Annotated in this window: 20 protein-coding genes; 14 read left to right on the top strand and 6 right to left on the bottom strand. The window is 64.7% G+C overall.

All coding sequences use genetic code 11. From position 1 onward, the window contains the following. Positions 1-115: 115 nt before the first annotated feature. A complete protein-coding gene (locus DZC73_RS29820) occupies positions 116-253 on the bottom strand; it encodes a hypothetical protein (protein WP_161974739.1) in 138 nt (45 codons plus the stop codon). Positions 254-413: 160 nt separating this feature from the next. Between DZC73_RS29820 and DZC73_RS25335 the strand changes: the two genes are divergently transcribed. The 4 genes from DZC73_RS25335 to DZC73_RS25320 all read left to right on the top strand — a co-directional run bounded on the left by DZC73_RS25335 (position 414) and on the right by DZC73_RS25320 (position 4,264). Then, the gene (locus DZC73_RS25335) at positions 414-1,034 is read left to right on the top strand and encodes a TetR/AcrR family transcriptional regulator (protein ID WP_124543170.1); all 621 of its coding nucleotides are present in this window, start codon (positions 414-416) and stop codon (positions 1,032-1,034) included. Positions 1,035-1,264: 230 nt separating this feature from the next. Next, positions 1,265-2,494, top strand: coding sequence for an SAM-dependent methyltransferase (locus tag DZC73_RS25330; protein WP_124543387.1), 1,230 nt, complete (start codon positions 1,265-1,267; stop codon positions 2,492-2,494). Then, complete coding sequence (locus DZC73_RS25325) at positions 2,463-3,740, top strand: MFS transporter (protein ID WP_124543169.1); 1,278 nt, start codon at positions 2,463-2,465, stop codon at positions 3,738-3,740. The genes DZC73_RS25330 and DZC73_RS25325 overlap by 32 nt, the downstream gene beginning before the upstream one ends. Continuing rightward, the gene (locus tag DZC73_RS25320) at positions 3,737-4,264 is read left to right on the top strand and encodes a DUF3833 domain-containing protein (protein ID WP_124543168.1); all 528 of its coding nucleotides are present in this window, start codon (positions 3,737-3,739) and stop codon (positions 4,262-4,264) included. Before DZC73_RS25325 ends, DZC73_RS25320 begins: the two co-directional genes overlap by 4 nt. Positions 4,265-4,301: 37 nt before the next feature. Here the strand turns inward: DZC73_RS25320 and DZC73_RS25315 are convergent, their stop codons facing one another. The 3 genes from DZC73_RS25315 to DZC73_RS25305 form a co-directional block, all read right to left on the bottom strand. Next, on the bottom strand, positions 4,302-5,246 hold the full coding sequence (locus tag DZC73_RS25315) for a hypothetical protein (RefSeq protein WP_124543167.1): 945 nt from the start codon (positions 5,244-5,246) through the stop codon (positions 4,302-4,304). A 191-nt stretch (positions 5,247-5,437) separates the two neighbouring features. Then, positions 5,438-6,703: a hypothetical protein gene (locus DZC73_RS25310; protein WP_124543166.1), complete on the bottom strand. Its 1,266-nt coding sequence runs from the start codon at positions 6,701-6,703 to the stop codon at positions 5,438-5,440. A gap of 55 nt (positions 6,704-6,758) precedes the next feature. After that, complete coding sequence (locus tag DZC73_RS25305; RefSeq protein ID WP_124543165.1) at positions 6,759-7,928, bottom strand: acyl-CoA dehydrogenase; 1,170 nt, start codon at positions 7,926-7,928, stop codon at positions 6,759-6,761. Positions 7,929-8,140: 212 nt separating this feature from the next. Here DZC73_RS25305 and DZC73_RS25300 point away from each other — a divergent pair, with 212 nt between their 5' ends. Further along, on the top strand, positions 8,141-9,052 hold the full coding sequence (locus DZC73_RS25300) for a LysR family transcriptional regulator (RefSeq protein ID WP_124543164.1): 912 nt from the start codon (positions 8,141-8,143) through the stop codon (positions 9,050-9,052). On the opposite strand, the gene DZC73_RS25295 is transcribed toward DZC73_RS25300, so the two are convergent. Together DZC73_RS25295 and DZC73_RS25290 are read right to left on the bottom strand one after the other, a co-directional pair. Continuing rightward, a complete protein-coding gene (locus DZC73_RS25295) occupies positions 9,006-10,235 on the bottom strand; it encodes an MFS transporter (protein ID WP_124543163.1) in 1,230 nt (409 codons plus the stop codon). The two genes, DZC73_RS25300 and DZC73_RS25295, sit on opposite strands and share 47 nt — an antisense overlap. Further along, a complete protein-coding gene (locus DZC73_RS25290; RefSeq protein WP_124543162.1) occupies positions 10,223-10,435 on the bottom strand; it encodes a hypothetical protein in 213 nt (70 codons plus the stop codon). Before DZC73_RS25290 ends, DZC73_RS25295 begins: the two co-directional genes overlap by 13 nt. Before the next feature lie 138 nt (positions 10,436-10,573). Between DZC73_RS25290 and DZC73_RS25285 the strand changes: the two genes are divergently transcribed. The 9 genes from DZC73_RS25285 to dcd are packed head-to-tail and all read left to right on the top strand — an operon-like array spanning position 10,574 to position 17,941. Continuing rightward, a complete protein-coding gene (locus tag DZC73_RS25285) occupies positions 10,574-11,374 on the top strand; it encodes a phosphodiesterase (protein ID WP_328589540.1) in 801 nt (266 codons plus the stop codon). Between the two features lie 57 nt (positions 11,375-11,431). Further along, positions 11,432-12,511 (top strand): DUF6001 family protein, encoded by a 1,080-nt coding sequence (locus DZC73_RS25280; protein ID WP_124543161.1) that lies wholly within the window; start codon positions 11,432-11,434, stop codon positions 12,509-12,511. Continuing rightward, a complete protein-coding gene (locus DZC73_RS25275; protein ID WP_124543160.1) occupies positions 12,495-13,043 on the top strand; it encodes a DUF6031 family protein in 549 nt (182 codons plus the stop codon). The genes DZC73_RS25280 and DZC73_RS25275 overlap by 17 nt, the downstream gene beginning before the upstream one ends. After that, the gene (locus DZC73_RS25270; protein WP_124543159.1) at positions 13,040-14,314 is read left to right on the top strand and encodes an aspartate aminotransferase family protein; all 1,275 of its coding nucleotides are present in this window, start codon (positions 13,040-13,042) and stop codon (positions 14,312-14,314) included. The genes DZC73_RS25275 and DZC73_RS25270 overlap by 4 nt, the downstream gene beginning before the upstream one ends. Then, positions 14,307-14,771 (top strand): aromatase/cyclase, encoded by a 465-nt coding sequence (locus DZC73_RS25265; RefSeq protein WP_124543158.1) that lies wholly within the window; start codon positions 14,307-14,309, stop codon positions 14,769-14,771. The genes DZC73_RS25270 and DZC73_RS25265 overlap by 8 nt, the downstream gene beginning before the upstream one ends. Further along, positions 14,768-15,853: an SDR family oxidoreductase gene (locus DZC73_RS25260; protein ID WP_124543157.1), complete on the top strand. Its 1,086-nt coding sequence runs from the start codon at positions 14,768-14,770 to the stop codon at positions 15,851-15,853. Before DZC73_RS25265 ends, DZC73_RS25260 begins: the two co-directional genes overlap by 4 nt. An 8-nt stretch (positions 15,854-15,861) precedes the next feature. Beyond that, positions 15,862-16,833, top strand: coding sequence for a fatty acid desaturase family protein (locus DZC73_RS25255; RefSeq protein ID WP_124543156.1), 972 nt, complete (start codon positions 15,862-15,864; stop codon positions 16,831-16,833). Continuing rightward, positions 16,824-17,342 carry a dCTP deaminase gene (locus tag DZC73_RS25250; protein ID WP_124543155.1) on the top strand — a complete coding sequence of 173 codons (519 nt, stop codon included), beginning with the start codon at positions 16,824-16,826 and terminating at the stop codon, positions 17,340-17,342. Before DZC73_RS25255 ends, DZC73_RS25250 begins: the two co-directional genes overlap by 10 nt. Next, positions 17,339-17,941 (top strand): dCTP deaminase, encoded by a 603-nt coding sequence (gene dcd / locus DZC73_RS25245; protein WP_124543154.1) that lies wholly within the window; start codon positions 17,339-17,341, stop codon positions 17,939-17,941. The genes DZC73_RS25250 and dcd overlap by 4 nt, the downstream gene beginning before the upstream one ends. Positions 17,942-17,946 lie beyond the last annotated feature (5 nt).

Raw genomic sequence — 17,946 nt, 5'->3', positions numbered from 1 at the left:
GGAGTCTCCATCACGAAACAAGCCATCGGTGGTTCCGTTTGCGGGCAACAGGACTGCCCATACCACGCCGCGCGCACTGGCGTGTACCGGTCGGGCGCCCATGGCGGTGATGCCCTCAGATGTCACCGTCAGCCCCGGACAGACAGCGTTGACGCGTGGACTGGATGACGGCCAGCTGCTTGCAGATCTCGAATCCCAGGCCGGAGCGTCGGCCAGCACCGGTGACGAGCGCGATGAGGGAGGAAGTGGGCATGTCGGTCCTCGCTTTTCCGATGGCCTGCCGAAGCTGCGATGAGGCGAAGTTTGAATGGGCTGACGCCTGCGAGCAACTGTATGGTCATTTTTTATACCGACCAGTTCACTATGAAAGGCGACCCATGCCGGCAATGTGTCGAGTTGGCTACCATTCCGGCATGGAACAGCGCCTGTCGGTGAAGGAACAGCTTGCCCGCGTGCGGGAAGACGCGATCGTGTCTGCAGTCAACCGGCTGCTTGCCCGCAAGGGATTCGAGGCGATGACGGTGGACGACGTGGCTGCCGAGGCCGGCATGGCCAAGGGTAGCCTCTACAAGCGTTTCGAATCGAAGGAGGCGCTGGCGGCAGCCGCGATGACAAGGGTCCTGGAGCAAGCGCTGAGCCGCATGGAGCAGCAGGCGGCGCGCCAGGGCGTCGCCGCGGTGGACCAGTTGCGCGACGTCGCCCGCTGGTCCATGCAGGCCTTGCTGGCGGGGGAAATGCCCATCCTGCCGGCCCAGAACTCAACGCTGCGGTCGTCATTACTCGCCGACAAGACCTATCTGAACCGGCTGAACGACGTCAGCGAGAAGCTGGGCGAATGGATCATCGAGGCGCAAGGCCGTGGAGACCTCGACCAGCGCACGCCACCCGAGGTGGTGCTGTGGGCGCTGCTGGCAACCGCTTGCGATCCGGTGGTCGCGGTGATGAAGACAACAGGTCAATACAACGACGAAGACATTGTCGAGATGCGGATCTCGACGCTCTTTGGGGGCCTGTCGGGCGCAGCCAGCCGGTAGCGCGCTTGATCCGACGCATCGCCGCCTCGATCATTCCCATCGGAGATCGCCCTGTGTCCGATGACTGCGTGGGGCAGCGCCGAGGACCGCGACCGCTTCTTCACGTCAGCAGTTGCGCTGATCGCAAAGACCTCACGGCGCCGTGCAGTTGCAAAGTGAACCGATTAGTTCAACAATTGAACTCATTGGTTCAATTTGTGGCGCCTGCCGCCACGCCCTTGCGCCTGCAAATGAATCCTTCGCTCATTCGGCCTTCAGCGCCAATCGCCGCCCCGCCTCTGGGCGCCATGCCGGTCCTGAAGCTGCTGCGGCGGCTTCGTCACGGAACCCTTCAGCTGGCGCTGCCCGACGGACGGTTCGAGTGCTGTGGCTCGGCCGACGAACCATCTGCCAGCGTTCGGGTGCATCAATGGAACGCCTTGGTGCGGCCCCTTCGTCATGGCGACATCGGCTTGGCCGAGGGGTACATCGCCGGCGAGTGGGACAGCGACGCACTGACGCCGCTGCTGAGGCTGCTGCTGCGCAACCGGCAGGCCATCGAGCCCCTGGTGTACGGAAGCTGGTGGGGGGGGCTCCTTCACCGGCTGCGTCACGCCCTGAACCGAAACACTCGGCGCGGCAGTGCCCGCAATATCCACGCGCACTACGACCTGGGGAACGAGTTCTACGCGCTGTGGCTGGACGAGACGATGAGCTATTCCAGCGCATGGTTTGATGGTGACTTCTCGCAGCCGCTGGCCCAGGCGCAAGCGGCGAAGGCCGGGCGGGCGTTGCGCGAAGCCGGTGTCACGCCAAGTTCGCGCCTGCTGGAGGTGGGCTGTGGTTGGGGCGGGCTGGCCGAAGTCGCCGCTTCCGAATTCGGCGCGCAGGTCGTTGGCGTCACCCTGTCCGCCGAGCAACTGGCCTGGGCCCAGCAGCGCGTGCTCGAAAGAGGCTCGGCGGACCGAAGCGATCTGCAACTGCTCGACTACCGGGACCTGCCGGCACGATACGCGAGCCAGCCGTTCGACGCCATCGTGTCCATCGAGATGTTCGAGGCGGTCGGGCAGGCGTACTGGGAAGACTACTTCTGCATGCTTCGTCAGTGTCTGAAGCCGGGAGGCCGTGCCTGCATCCAGAGCATCACCATCCGCGAGGACTTGTTCGAGCGTTACCTGCGTTCCACCGATTTCATCCAGCAGTACATCTTTCCGGGCGGCCTGCTGCCCAGCGTCGGCCGGTTCGAGGCCTTGGCACGGCGTGTCGGATTCGTGGTGGAGCGGCGCCTGCACTTTGGCGCCGACTACGCCGAAACGCTGCGGCGCTGGCGAGAGGCCTTCGATCAGCAGGAGCCGTCAGTGCGCGCACTGGGCTTCGACGAGCGGTTCATGCGCACCTGGCGCTTCTACCTGAGCTGCTGCGAGGCGGCCTTTGCCGAGAGCAACACCGATGTCGTCCAGTTCACGCTCAGGCGCGATTGACGACACGCCGGCCCTGCGCCCCGTCGACGGCCTGCGCTACGGCGCCCTCGGCCTGCCGCTGGCCTTCCTCGCCATACCGTTGTACCTGCAGTTGCCCAGCCACTATGCGGCCCATGAAGGTGTGTCCCTCCCGGCCCTGGGACTGGTGCTGCTGCTGACGCGGCTGGCCGATGCATTGGTTGATCCTTTCATCGGCTTGGCGGCCGACCGCTGGTTCTCGCGCTCCTCACGCATGGCCTGGCGCATCGCCGCGGCGTCGGCCATCGCAGTCGCTGCCGGCTTTCCCGCATTGTTCTTTCCGCCCTCCGGTGTGCCGCCGCTTGCCTGGCTTGCCGTGATGCTGCTGCTCACCTACCTCGCCTTCAGCGTGCTGGTGGTGGTGCACCAGGCCTGGGGTGTGCGGCTGGGTGGCAACACGGCGCGGCGCGCCCGCGTCGTGGGCTGGCGTGAAGGCTTCGGCCTGGTGGGCGTCATCGCGGCAAGCGTGCTGCCATCGGTGGCCGGCATGGCCACCAGCGCTGTGGTGCTGGCGGTGTCCTTGGCCGTGGGCTTGGGACTGCTGTCCAAAGCACCCTCGCCCGATTCTCCTCAGGCGGCTGTCACGCACAGCTGGCTGCTGCCCTGGAGGCATGCCGCGTTTCGCCGCCTGCTCGCCGTGTTCATGCTCAACGGCATCGCGAGCGCGGTGCCGTCCACGCTGGTGCTGTTCTTCATCCGCGATCGCTTGCAACTGCCCCGGGCCGAGCCGCTGTTCCTCAGCGCCTATTTCCTGAGCGCGGTGTGTTCGCTGCCGCTGTGGACCCGGGCCGCCGGCCGCTTTGGACTCGCCCGGACGTGGTGGGCGGGCATGCTGCTGGCGATCGCGTCCTTCACCTGGACCTGGCTGCTCGGCGCAGGCCACCTGCTCGGCTTCGCACTCGTGTGCGTGGCCAGCGGCATCGCGCTCGGCGCGGACCTCACCGCCCCAGGGGCGCTGCTGACCGGTGTCGTGCAGAGGTCGCGCCAGGACGCCACCGCGCAGGGCGTGTACGTGGGCTGGTGGAACACCGCCACCAAACTCAACCTGGGCCTGGCGGCCGGCCTTGCGCTGCCGCTGCTCTCGTGGGCCGGCTACACGCCAGGGCGGCACGATAACGCCGCCCTCACCGCACTGGGCATCGGCTACGTGCTGGTGCCTTGCTCGCTCAAGCTTCTGGCCGCCGGCCTGTTGTGGCGCAGGTGGCTGCAACCGGAGGACACCGCATGAAGAAATCCATCCTGGCCCTGGTTCTCGGCGCCGCGCTCACTGCTTGCGCCGGCCCTGACCTGGCCGACCATGCTCGGCAGACACCTGTGCTCGACCTGCGCCAGTACTTCGACGGCCGGGTCGTGGCGCACGGCATGGTGCGCAATCGGCAAGGGAAGGTCCTCCGTCGCTTCGTCGTCACCATGGATTGCAGCTGGACGCCTGAAGGCGTGGGCACCCTGCGCGAGGAGTTCCGCTTCGACGATGGCGAGCGCCAGCAGCGGATCTGGCAAATCCGGCGTACCGCCGATGGACGCTGGACCGGCACGGCGGCCGATGTGCTCGGCCAAGCTGAAGGCGAGGCGGCGGGCTCCGCGTTCCACTGGCGCTACACCCTCAAGCTGTCGGTGGACGGTTCGGTCTACGAGGTGCAATTCGATGACTGGATGTACCGCATCGATGAAGAAACGGTGATCAACACCGCCGAGATGCGCAAGTTCGGCGTCAAAGTCGGCGAGGTTGTGCTGGCTTTCAGGAGGCCCTAGGCCAGGTAGCGATGAGTCGGGTCGCGAACCCCAAATGTCAGAAAAGGCCTTCGCAGTTTCGCGCCGCGACGCGCACCAAGATCTCCTTCGCCAAGGCTTCCACACCAGACCTCTCTGTGTCGGTCATCATTCGAAGATCCAAATCGAGTTCGGATCTCAGATCGCATTCACCTGCGATCGCGCAAAGTCCTGCCAGCATGACCGAATCACGAATACATGGCGAGTTCTTGCTGCCGAGCTTGCACGCAGCGAGTTGAACCGCTTCACTCAGATTTCTCTTGGACAGGCCATTGCCCGTCGACCTGAGGATGGAAGGCTTCAGCGCAGCGGCGACCAGGTGGCCCGAGACCTCCAACGCCTCAGGATTCTCCTGGCCCTGCACAATCAACGCGCACATCTTGGCCCTCAGCGAACCGTCGGCGAGAGCGGCAGCGGTGTTGTTGGACATACTCAGCTGGTATTGATAGGCCAATGCTTCTGCGCTTCCGAGTGCCGCGGCCCTCGCCCACATCTGCGACTCTTCATTGGGGCCGACAAGTTGCGACGGGAAGCCCTGACAGCGTGTCACCAGGGCCTTCGCGGCCGCCAGACGCTCCTCCCGGCGGAGGCTGGTCATGGCCCTGGACTCTGCAAGAGACGTTGTCGTCGCCAACTCGGAGTTGTTCATGTAGCCCGCGCAGTCCTGCAAGGCTTTGAGACCTTTGACAATCACCTGTGGGTCCTGTGAATAGCGCGCTTGTTCCAACTCGGGCCATCCCGGACGCAGGTCAAACGGGGTGATCCGCCTGATCGCCTGGCTCGTTGCTCCAACGGCGGGACTTGCAGCTGGCTCGACAGCCGGCTGCGAACCTGGGTGGATCAGTTCGGAGATTTGAGGGCGCGACGGTGGCGGTCGCTCTTGCATGGCGGAACGAAAAGCGGTGACCAGAGCGGCACCCAGCAAAGCGGCAACGATCAGTATCAGAAGGCCGAGTTTTCCCATGGCTAGCGAAGAACTTGTTGGGTTCCTGGCCAAAGCGAGTCTCTCGGCCGCGCGGGATGCAGCTGGCCTGAGAGGCGGTAGCACCTATTTTCCTCGCCAGACTTCGGGGTGAATCGCTAGAAGCAGCGAACAAAGTCACAGCGAGTGCCGCACGCAGCCATGGCTCAACTTTCACCGGACGCCATCCCTGATCATAGTTGCCCAAAGGTCAGCGTCATCTCCCTGGACTGCGACACCCGCGTGGCGCTGTCGTTGTTCGGCAGGATGTAGTTGTCGAACTTGCCCTTGGCGTTGCCATCGACGCCCTGCGCCTTTTCCGGCTCGTACTGCGTGAAGAAGTCGACGACGTCCTTGTTGGTCTTGCCGTCGAAGCCCTGAGCCGGCTTGAAGACATCGTTACCCGCTGCATCCTTCGTCAACAGGTTGGCGGCGCGCGGGTCCTTCTTGGCCGCCTCCAGCATGCTGTGGTCGGAGCCGGCAGTCACGCCGTCGCCGGTCTTCATCGTCACGTTCGCATTGCCACCGGGGATCTTGCTGACATCGAACCAGGTCTTGGCCTCGTTGCGGCCTTTTGATGCGTCGGCGGGCTCGTTGTTGAATTCGGCCCAGGTGGCGGGATCGTCCATCTTGCCGCCGTACTTCTGCGCGCGGCCTTGCCAGTTGTCGGGAATCGACACGTCGGCGGTCTCCCCGGGTTCGAGGTGAACCTTCAGGCTCTCCCCGCTCATGCCCGGGTGCGGGCCAGGGCCGTTGTTCTTGAAGTAGGCGATGTCCATCGGTTTGTCGGTGTCGTTGACAAGGTGGTGGGTGTACGAGCCGCCGCCATCGAGGGTGTATTGCTTGCGGTCGCCCTTCCCCTCCGTGGGCTTGGCCGGTTCGCTGGTCTGGGGAACCTGTTGTGCTGGAACGTTTGGCGATCCCGTGTTCTTGGCCGATGGATCGCCGAGGCCGGCAGCCTGTTGATCGCCATCAGCACCTCCGCCACCCCTGCGCGCGGTCTGCATCTGTTCCAGCATGTCGACGAAGCTGCGCATGAACTCAAGCATCTGGTCGAGTTCCGGGCCGGCGGTGGTTTGCTGTGCATCGTTGTCGAGCGACGCGTCCGCCGCGTCGGAACTGGCCCAGTCGCCCTGCGCGCCATCGAGGCCCGGCACGCCTTCAGCCGAGCCGGTGTCCAGCCCAGCAGAGGGGTCCTGCCCTGCCCCCTTCAGCCAGTCGTCCAGGCCACGGTTCGTTCCTCCGGGCACGTCGGCAGGCGACACACCCGCGTCGATTGAGTTCGCCTGCAGGTTCGCCAGCTGATGCCGCAGTCCGCCGGGCTTGTCCGGGCTGTCCAGGTTGCCGAGGTACAGCAGCATCGGGATCAGGTTGCTCAAACGCATCACGAATCTCGCTCGACAAGATTGCTCTGATGATTCCGTCTTGGTATCGGCCCCGTGCCTTGAAAAAACGAACACGTGCCGGGTTTTGCGAACTCGCTCCTGCCCTCAGGCTGGCCACCCGACTCCCCGATCAAAAGGCAGCAATGCCGGTGATGGCCCGCCCAAGGATCAGCGCATGCACATCATGCGTGCCCTCGTAGGTGTTCACCACCTCGAGATTCACGAGATGGCGTGCGACGCCGAACTCATCGCTGATGCCGTTGCCGCCCATCATGTCGCGTGCCATGCGGGCGATGTCCAGTGACTTGCCGCAGGAGTTGCGCTTCATGATGGACGTGATCTCCACCGCTGCCGTGCCTTCGTCCTTCATGCGGCCCAGGCGCAGGCAAGCTTGCAGGCCCAGCGTCACCTCCGTCTGCATGTCGGCGAGCTTCTTCTGGATCAACTGGTTGGCGGCCAGCGGCTTGCCGAACTGCTTGCGGTCCATGGTGTACTGGCGGGCGCGGAACCAGCAGTCCTCTGCCGCACCCAGTGCGCCCCAGGCGATGCCGTAGCGGGCGCTGTTGAGGCAGGTGAAAGGCCCTTTCAGGCCCCGCACTTCGGGGAAAGCGTTCTCTTCCGGGCAGAACACGTCGTCCATCACGATCTCGCCGGTGATGGACGTGCGCAGGCCCACCTTGCCGTGGATCGCAGGGGCGCTCAGCCCCTTCCAGCCCTTCTCCAGGATGAAGCCGCGGATGGCGCCTTCATCGTCCTTCGCCCAGACGACGAAGACATCGGCGATCGGGCTGTTGGTGATCCACATCTTGCTGCCGCTGAGCGAGTAGCCGCCCGCGACCTTGCGTGCTCGGGTGACCATGCTGCCGGGGTCGGACCCATGGTTGGGCTCGGTGAGGCCGAAGCAGCCGATCCACTCGCCCGAAGCCAGTTTTGGCAGGTACTTCTGCTTCTGGGCTTCATGGGCGAACTCGTGGATCGGCACCATCACCAGCGACGACTGCACGCTCATCATCGAACGGTATCCCGAGTCCACGCGTTCGACCTCGCGGGCGATGAGTCCGTAGCACACGTAGTTCATGCCGGCACCGCCGTAGGCCGCGGGAATCGTCGCGCCGAGCAGGCCCAGCTCGCCCATCTCGCGAAAGACGGCGGGGTCGGTCTTCTCGTGCCGGAAGGATTCCAGCACGCGCGGCGCCAGCCGCTCCTGGCAGTAGCTGTTGGCGGAGTCACGCACCATGCGCTCCTCATCGCTGAGCTGTTGATCGAGCAACAAGGGGTCGTCCCATTGAAACGAATCCATGGTGTTCGAAGAGTGCATATCAAAACCGCCGTGAAAAGTAGAAAACCGACCTGGAGGAGACTTCACGGTTCATGCATCCCTTACTATGGGAAATGCGCGAACTTCAGGTCAATGTAGGTTCGACAAGCCACTCGGTGCAAACGAATTGTTGGCACGAGGTTCTGCGTTTTCGGAACTCCGTGGCGGCGCACCCCTAGGAAGAGCAAATCGCCATGCGCAGAAAAATTCCGTCCACCGCCGCGTTGACAGCCTTCGAGTCTGCCGCGCGGCACCAGAGCTTCACGCGGGCAGCGGCCGAACTGGCCGTCACGCAGAGCGCGGTGTGCCGGCAGGTGGCCAGTCTCGAAGACTTCCTCGGCGTGAAGCTGTTTCGCCGAACCAAGCGCGGCATCACGCTCACCGAAGCAGGCGTCAGCTATCACCACCAGGTGAGCGCGCGTCTGGACGAACTCGAGCGCGACACGCTGGAGCTGATGGCACAAGGCGGCGCGGGCGGTACGCTGGAGCTCGGAGTGGTGCCGACCTTCGGCACGAAATGGCTGCTGCCGCGCCTGGCCGCCTTCGCGAAGGCGCACCCGGGCGTGAATGTGAATCTGGCGCCTCGGGTGCGACCGTTCTTGTTCGACGAGACACCGCTGGACGCGGCGATCTATGCCGGCGACGCCGCCTGGCCGGGCACCGAAGCGCATTTCCTGATGCGCGAAAACCTGATCGCGGTAGCCAGTCCGGCATTGATCGCACCGCTTCGCACTTTGAAGCCGGGCTCGCTGCGCCGCTACGTGCTGCTGCAACAGTCCACCCGTCCCTACGCCTGGCGCCACTGGTTCTCGTCGCTGCAGATGGAAGTCGAGAACGACATGGTGGGCCCCCGCCTGGAGCTGTTCTCGATGCTCACCGAAGCGGCCATCCAGGGCCTGGGCATTGCGCTGATCCCGCGCTTCCTGATCGAAGAAGAACTGCGCGCCGGTCGATTGATCGAGGTGGTCCGGCATGCCTACCTGAGCGATCGGTCGTACTACCTGATCTATCCCGAACGCAAGTCTGAGAATGCCACGCTGAGTGCGTTCCGGGACTGGCTCATCGAAGAAGCCGCGAGTTATCGGGATGCCGCCGGGCTGGCTTAGCGCACCAGGCTGCTGACCAGGCAGTGCATGCGCACAGCAGCGTCCCCACGGTCAACGCCATGGCCTTTGAATCGAACTGCTGACCGATGACGACACCGATCAGGCCGCCTCCCACATTGGTGATCGCACCCTGCACCGAGGCGGCTGTTCCTGCGATGCGCCCCACGCTTTCCATGGCGGCCGTCCCGAAGTTCGACACTGCAAGGCCGAAGCAGAACATCAGCGGCGCCTGCAGCCCGATGAACCAGGCCAGATTTTCGAAACCCAGCCACGCCACGGCGGCGTGGACACTGGCCAGCACGAGGTAGGCCAGCAGCGCGCGACGGGCTGCTCGACGCACCCCGATGCGCGACGTGACGCGCTGGTTGACAAGGGCCGACGCTGCGACGGAGGCGGCCATGCCGCCGAATACCAAGGGAAACAGGTGAGGTGCATGGAACACCTGCGCGAGCAGCGGCTGGCAGGAGTTGATCAGGCCAAACAAGGCGCCGAGCATGGCGGTGGTCGCCAACGTATAGGACACGAATGCCCTGTCCGACCCCAGCGCATGCAACGTCGAAGCGAAGCCTCGCGCAGAGAATGGAAGACGTCGCTGCACCGGAAGCGATTCCGGCAAACGGCAGGCCACCCACGCCAGCGTCAAGCCACCGCAAGCGGCGATGAACCCGAATATCCAACGCCACGACAGGCCCGACAGCATCAGTTGGCCCAGACCTGGCGCCAGCACCGGGACAACGATGAACGTCGCGAATGACAGCGAAACGATGCGGGACATCTCGGCACCGCTGTACCGATCACGCACGATGGCCAACGCCATCACGCTGCAGGCACCGCCCATGCCTTGGAGAACACGCAAGGCCACAAGCTCGGACAAGCTGCCGGCGCTGGCAGCCAGCGCGGCACACACTGCATAGACAGCCAGCCCGCCAAGCAGCAAACGCCTGCGTCCGAACTGGTCAGCCAGGGTGCCAAACACGGGCAGCGCCACGCCATACCCCAGGACGTACGCCGTCACGATCCACGTCAGCCTCGTCACTGGACGGACATGGAACGTGTCGCCGATGGATGGCAGCGCAGCCAGCATCGTGTCGATGGCCAGCGCATTGACGGCCATGATTGCTGCAACGATGGCGACAAATTCCCGGCGCGACGGTTCGCTGGGAAGCCTGCTCATCGAAGCCATGCATCATCCAAATCCAGTTGCGCCAAAGAGGTGCGATTTGGTGCGGCAATCGACCGGCACTTGAGATGATCAATCAGTGTGCATGGATGCTTGATGATGGTGTGTGAGAGCGCATCGATCAGGTGCTCATCGCTGCGAACCAGCATGGTGCCAAGCGTTGCCAGATGAGGCGATCTCGGCGGCAGCTCGGTGGTTGGCATGGCGGCGAGCATTGGCGCGCGAACTTTTCGGGCAAATACGCCGTTTGGCGAATAGGATCCTCTACACCGTTAAGACAGCATTCAAATCCATACGACGTCTTAAACGTCTATCGCGTAGTGCCCTCCGGCACAGGGAGTATGCGAATGCTGATTGCACAACTGTCGGATTTGCACGTCCGCCCTCACGGCGTGAAATACCAGGGAGTCGTGGACTCCAACCAAATGCTCGGCGAAGCCATCGAGCACCTGCTGCAGATGGATCAGCGCCCTGACCTCGTGCTCGTCACGGGCGACCTGGTCGATGAAGGCAGTCCTGCAGAGTACGAAGTCGCGAAGGCGTTGTTGGCCTCGATGCGCATTCCCTACCTGGCGATTCCGGGCAACCATGACCATCGCGAAAACTTCCGCAAGGCCTTCGCCGACCAAAGCTACCTGCCCGGCAGCGGGCCCTTGCACTACTGCGTCGATGACCACGAAGTCAGGATCATCGGCCTGGATTCCTGCGTGCCCGGCCACCATCACGGCAGCATCGACGTCGCCGGTCTTCAGTGGCTGTCCGACGTGCTCCAGAGCAACACGAGCAAACCCACGGTGGTGATGCTTCACCATCCGCCCTTCTTCTGCGGCATTCCGTACATGGACGAATACCGCTACGTCGACCCTCGGCCGCTGGAAGCCGTGCTGAAGCAGGCCGGGAACGTCGAGATCGTGCTGTGCGGACACGTTCACCGGTCCATGCTGCGCCGCTGGGCCAACACCGTCGTCTGCACCTGTCCCAGCACGGTGACTGAAATAGACCTGCAGTTGCGCCCCACCGCGCAGCCCAGCAGCCATGTTGGCCCCAGGGGCTGCATGTTGCATCTGTGGGATGAACACATCGGCATGGTCAGCCACACCAGCCAGATCGGGGCCTTCGCCGGCCCCTACGCGTTCGCCTGACGCCTGCCGTGTTCTGTGGTGCGGCTTCGGCCGCCATCTGAAAGCATTGGAATCGACGTGGACTACCCAGCATTCCTGACGGCGAACGCCCTTGAGTTCCTGAACTCACGCGGACTGCCCCAGGAGGAATTGTCAAGACTCGCTCACAAGCAAGGGTTTGAGGACGCGCTGTTGCTTCTCACCAGTTCCCCGGTCCACGGCATTGCGACGGCCACGAGCGACATCGATCTCATCTGCATCTCGACCCAGGCTGTCAGCAGGGCGCAGATGGCCACGCAGATCCACCACCAGGGTCAGCACGTCGAGCTACTCCCTTTCTGCGCCGCCGACGTCGAGACATCCTTCGCTGCGTGGTCCGCGCTGGCCCGGTGCGACCTGCCCGATCTGCTCGCCGGCTATCAACGCTGGGACGCCACGAATCCGGTGCGGCGCAAGTATCTGGAGCGCCTTGTCTACGGCGTCGAACTCCGCGGTGGAACGCCCTTCGTTTCCCATCTGGGCAGCACGGCGCACATCGTGGCGGCTGCCGACTTCGACACACTCCAGCAAGCGCATGCATGTGCCTGGCTGGCGGCACGTGCGGGCGAAACCCATGCGGCTCGCGGCTATCTGCTGAATGCCTGTCTTTCAGCGATGAGCGTCCTGCTCTCGCTGGGCGGCTGGGTGGTGTCGAACAAGAAGTGGACGCTGCGCCGCTGGACCCTCGCGCAAGGTGGCGGCATGGACATCCTCGATGCCGCTCTCCAGCGAACTGCATCCCGGTTGTGGGCTGCCCTGACTGAGCCCGCCACCCACACCAGCCGGTCGTTGGACCTGCTGGACCAACTGCGTGCCGACCTCGCCCGTCTGCTCACGCAGGGCCCCTCCGCCGCCCTCCACCACCCGGCACCCACAGAGCACCTTCACTCACCGATGGACGCCCGCTCGGCGTTCATTCACGGCGACGCCGCATGGTCCCGGATGGAATCGTCTGCCGCCTTGCCTGAAACACCCGCCGACCTCGACGGCTTGAGATCGCTGCCGCCGGACCACGCGCAGCGCCTGCTGCGAGCCGTGCGCTGCGGTGAGTGGGCTTGCTCGTTGCGGGCTCCCGACGCAGTCAACACCAAGGAGCCGGCCGATGCAGCTGCACAGTGAAGTCCCGCCGGCCATCTGCTGGTTCCCACGCTTGGGTGCGGGCTATCAGTTTCGATCCACGACCCACGTCAAGGCGATCGTCACGGCGGCTTGGCTGCTGATGACGGAGCTGTACGCCTACCTCGAAGACCTCGAAGGCGCCCGTGAGCAGTCCGAGGTGGCCGCCCTGGTGAGGGTCAAGATCGCCGAGCTGTTGCTCCAGGTCGATTGCGTCCTCTGCGGCGCCGACCTGCCCGACGAGATGCACCGGCTGCCGCTGCTGATGCAGTACGGCCTGGGTGACGTTGCAGCGCTCGACGGGCCAGCTGCCATCGAGGCCCTGGGCCTCGATCGCGTGATGGACGCGGCCGAAGTCCAACGCCTGACGGACACGATGACTGCGTTGATCCGTGCCTTTCCGCTCGAGCTGGTCGACGCGCTGAAGCCCGAGAACCAGGGGCGCCTGCTGCGCTTCCTGCGCTTTGCCAACAAAGCCTGCGAAAAAGTCGGCTGCGATGCCGGCTTCCTCGCGCCGTTGATGCGTTCGCTATGAATACGCCGTCAATCGTCGACGACAACACCGCGGCGCGGGCCAAGAGTTCGTTCGCCGACCGATATGGCAGCGTGTTCGGACGCCAGCAGGGCCTGATGCTCAAGGTCGCAGGATTGGCCAGTTCCGAATGCAGTGCCTCTGGCGCCTGGGTCGAGGACAGCCGCGGCGCCCGCTGGCTGGATTTCGGATCGTTCGGCGTGCACCTGCTGGGTCATCGGCATCCGCAGGTCGTGGCCGCCGTGTGCGAGCAAATCCAGCAAGTGGGCCTGTCGACCAAGATCCTGTCCAACGAACCCATCGTCCGCGCGGCGGAACGCCTGCTGAAGATGGCGGGCTCTCCGATGGACAACGTGATCTTCGCCAACAGCGGCTCCGAGGCCGTGGAGTGCGCGCTGAAGCTGGCTCGCATCGCCACCGGCCGGCGCCGCATCCTTGCCTTCCGCCATGCGTACCACGGCCGCACCGCTGGGGCCTTGAGCGTGAGCCACGGCTATGTTCACCATGCCGAATTGATGACCGATGGCCAGGCGACGTTCGTCGACGTGGGCGACCTGCCGGCGGTCCGGGACGCACTCGCGAGCGGGCAGTTCGCCGCCGCGATCATCGAGCCGATCCAGGGGGAAGGCGGCATCCGCCCGGTGAACCTTTCGTTCCTGGAATTCCTGCGGACGCAGACCCGGTTGCATGGCGTGCGCCTCGTGCTTGACGAGATCCAGACCGGACTGGGACGCGCCGGCTGCCTGCTTTGCCCGGTGTCCGCCGACATCCGGCTGCTCGGCAAGGTGCTGGGCGGTGGCATTTTTCCGGTGGCCGCCGCACTCGTGGACACGCGGCAGTTCGCCGCCGCCGCACGCGACCCGGTGGTGCACGCCTCCTCGTTCGCGGCCAGTGCCATCGCCGGCTCGGTCGTCAATGCCGTGCTCGACATCGTCACCGCAGAAGACTTCCTGCCGCAGGCGTGCCGCCTCGGACGACTCTGCCGCGAGCAGATTGGCTCGCGCCTGGGTGGCCATCCTGCCATCGCCGAGATCCGTGGCGACGGACTGATGCTCGGGATCGAGTTCAAGACCACGAGCCACGCGGGGGACCTGGTCATCGAAGCCGCCAAGCGGCGACTGCTGCTGGCCTTCTGCCTGACCGCACCCAGCGTCATCCGCATGTATCCCCCCGCGACGATCAGCGAGGTTGACCTGCTGGAAGGCATCAACCGCTTTTGCGACAGCGTCAACGCGCTTCCCATTCTTGCCGACGGAACCACCGAACATGCCTGACGTCAATTCCCTGCTGAGCATGGGCCGGGTCGATCGCCACCTTGTCTGGGAGGCCCTGTGCGACTTCGAGCGCTACCCGCAGTTCATGCAGGACGTGCTGGAGGTGGTGGTCGAGCGCCGCTGCGCACAGGAAATCATCAGCCACTGGCGCGTGCTGCTCAATGGAAGCGAACTGTCGTGGACCGAGCGCGACGTGCTGACGGACGATCACCGAATCGTGTTCGAGCAGACCGACGGCGACCTGGAGATCTGGACCGGCCAGTGGCAATTGCTGGACGATGGGCCGGACGGCAGCTTGCGGGTCGAGCTGAATGTCACCTTCGATCTGGGCATCCCGTCGCTGGCGGATGTGTTGCACCCGATCGGAGAGCGCGCCATCCGCGCCAACAGCAAGCAAATGCTCGAAGGGATTCGCTCACGCGTCCTGGCGGCGGTTGCCGCAGGGGACGCGACATGAATGTGCTGCTGAGCGGCGCCACAGGCACGCTGGGCGTCCCACTCGTTCGTGCGCTGCTGGCGGCACACCCTGCCCTGCGCATCACCTGCGTGCTGCGCTCCGGGAAGTCGCTGCAGGCCTTGCGGGAATCTCTGGAGCCGGCCATGCACGGCCGCATCGTTCCCTTGTTGGCCGACCTGGCCGACACCGGCGGCGTGGAGGCGGCCGCGGCTGCCCTGCAGCCGGGAGGGGCCATGATCGGTGTCCACCTCGCCGCAGACGTGTCATGGGACAAGCCCTGCGACGAGATGGTGCAAGTCAACGTGGAAGGCTCGCGCAACTTTTGCCGCCTGTTGCATGCGGCATCCATCGCGCCCCAGTTGATCTACGTCTCCACGGCCTACACCCAGACCCACGGCTGGACCTACCGCAACGGGTATGAGGAGAGCAAGGCCCTGGCCGAGATCAGCCTGCGCAAGGAATTCGGCGCTCGCATGCCGATCTCGACCTTCAGCTGCAGCCTGGTCGTCGGCGACAGCCGCACCGGCGAGATCGCCCGCTTCAACGGCCTGTACCCGCTCATCAAGTTCATGGCCGCCTTCAACCCTCCTTTTCTGGTCGGCAACAAGGACGGCCTGCTGGACATCGTGCCGGTCGACTGGGTGGTGCATGAACTGGCTGGCCTGGTCGAATGGCTGAGCTCGGGCGGAGAACCCACGGAGGTCGTGGCATCGGCCGGCAACACGCGCATCCGCTACGAGGCGGCCGTCAGGCTCATCGAACGGCAACTGTCTCTCGCGCGCGGCGAGCAGGGCCAGCCATCCGCACCGCCCGTGCCCATCCTGCGCGATCGCCAATGGGGCTTCCTGAAACGCTCGCTGGCCGCATGGCAGCCACCGGGCATCTCTGCCTCGGACTTCCGGTACTTCGAGCGGCTGCTGCAGGTGTACGGCACCTATGCAAGCAGCGACCGGGTGCGTGCGCCGCTGAACGTGCGCACCCCGGCGCCTGACCCGCACGACTATCTGCCGAAGGCCATTGCCCACTGGGTGGATCGGCACCCTCGCGTCATGCGGCCGCGCACCGTGGGAGAAGCCGCGTGAGGTCCGGCATGGCCACGCAGCACCAGGCTCATCGCCGCTTTCGCGTCGAGCCGTCGCTGCAGGACGACCTGAGGACCCTTCGCCACTGGGCACGTGCCCGCCAGATCGGGATGCAGTGGCTGGTGTGCGCGGCCGCCATCGTGACAGCGGAGCACTTCCGCCTCTGGTACGTCACCCTGATCGCCATGATGGTCATCGCCACGCGCCAGCACGCCCTGCTGGTGCTGATGCACGACGCCGCCCACCAGCTCATCAGCAGGCGCCGCTGGCTCAACGACCTGCTGGGCAATCTCCTGTTGGCCTTCCCCATGACCATCAGCGTCGCGCGCTATCGCAAGCACCATTTGCTTCACCATCGGCACCTGAACAGCGAGCAGGACCCCGATCGAGCCGATTCGGTGCTGCCGCCTTCGCGGGCGGCCTTCCTGCGCCTGCTGCTGCGCGACGTATCGGGCCTCACCACGCTGGCGACGCTGCGGTCGGCGAACAACTTCGGAATCATCGGACTGTTCTTTGGCAGCTCCCGAGGCAGCCGCTTCGACCGGATCCTCGCCGCGCTTTTCCTGGTTGGCGTTGCAGCCGCGATCTGGGGCTTTGGTGCCGGGCTGCCTTTCCTTGTCTACTGGATCGCTCCCATCTTGCTGTTCCTTCCTGCCTTGCTGAGGGTGCGCGGCATCGCAGAGCACGGCGGCCGGCTGGACCACCCGGCGGAGAGCAATGCACGCAGCATCCACCCCGGACTGGTCGAGAAATTCGTGTGGGCGCCCTGTCACATCAACCTGCATTGGGAGCACCACGCATGCCCCGCCGTGCCTTGCTACAACCTGCCGCGACTGTCCTCGCGCCTGGCTCGCGCCTATCCACATTCGCAGGCCGCGCACCCGGCGCAGGGTTACTTCCTGGGACACCACAGCCTGCTGCGTGAGCTGTTCCCCTCGCCCACGGATGCCGCCATGAGAAAGGCGCCGCCATGGTGCTGACCGGAAGCGAGATCCACCTGATGGTGAAGTCGGGAAGGGTCGTCATCGAGCCTTTCCACGAGGACCAACTGGAACAGAACTCCTACGGTTGCCGGCTGGGCAGCGAGTTGCTGGAATACACCTCCACCCACATCGACCCGCACGCCAACCTGGAGGTGCGCCGGCACCAGATTCCCGAAGAGGGCTTCGTGCTGCAGCCCAACAGGTTCTACCTTGGCACCACCGCGGAGCGCATCGGCGGCGTCAACTTCGCCAGTGAGCTCTATGCCAACGTGTCGGCGGCAGCGTGCGGCATGTTCATCCAGACCAGCGCGCCGCTGGGCCACACCGGTGCCGTCATTTGCTGGACGCTCGAAATCGTCGTTGCGCAACCGCTGCGTGTCTACGCCGGCGCGCGCATCGCCAAGGTCTGCTTCTGGACCAACCTGGGCCAGGAACAAAGCTATCGAGGCCGCTACGTGGGTTCCGATGGCGTCATTCCCTCACGCATCATCATGGACACCAAATGATTCTGACCGGCGAGGAAATTACCAATCGGGTGAGTTCGGGCGACATCGTCATCGCACCGTTCCTTCCGCAGAACGTCAACCCCAACAGCTACAACTTCAGGCTGCACTCGCACATGAAGGTGTACGAGGAAGGGGTGATCGACATCAAGGAAGAAAAGCGGACCACCGACCTCCACATCGGCCCGGAGGGCGTCGTGCTGGAGCCCATGCGCCTTTACCTGGCCAGCACCATCGAAACCATGGGCAGCACGAAGTTCGTGCCGACCTATGCGGCACGCTCGTCCATCGCCCGGCTGGGCATGTTCATCAACCTGTCGGCTTCGCTGGGCGACATCGGCTTCATCGGCCGCTGGACCATCCAGCTGCTGGCCGTGAACCGGATCCGGCTCTACGCAGGCATGAACATCGGACAGATGATGTTCTGGAAGGTCCAGGGCGACATCAGACTCTACGACGGCAAGTACCAGGGGGCCAAGGAGGCGTTCTCGTCTCGCATCTACATGGACTACGCACGACCGGCTGCGGCAGCCTCCCCTGCCCCTGAATCCGATGTGCCGGTGGAAGCCGCCGAGGGCGGGCCTGCCGTGAGTTGCGTGTGAACCGG

It is taken from the genome of Rhizobacter terrae (assembly GCF_003852895.1).
Lineage (GTDB): Bacteria > Pseudomonadota > Gammaproteobacteria > Burkholderiales > Burkholderiaceae_C > Albitalea > Albitalea terrae.
The sequence above is the reverse complement of the archived record's forward strand: the minus strand, read 5'-3'. Positions and strand labels throughout refer to the sequence as shown.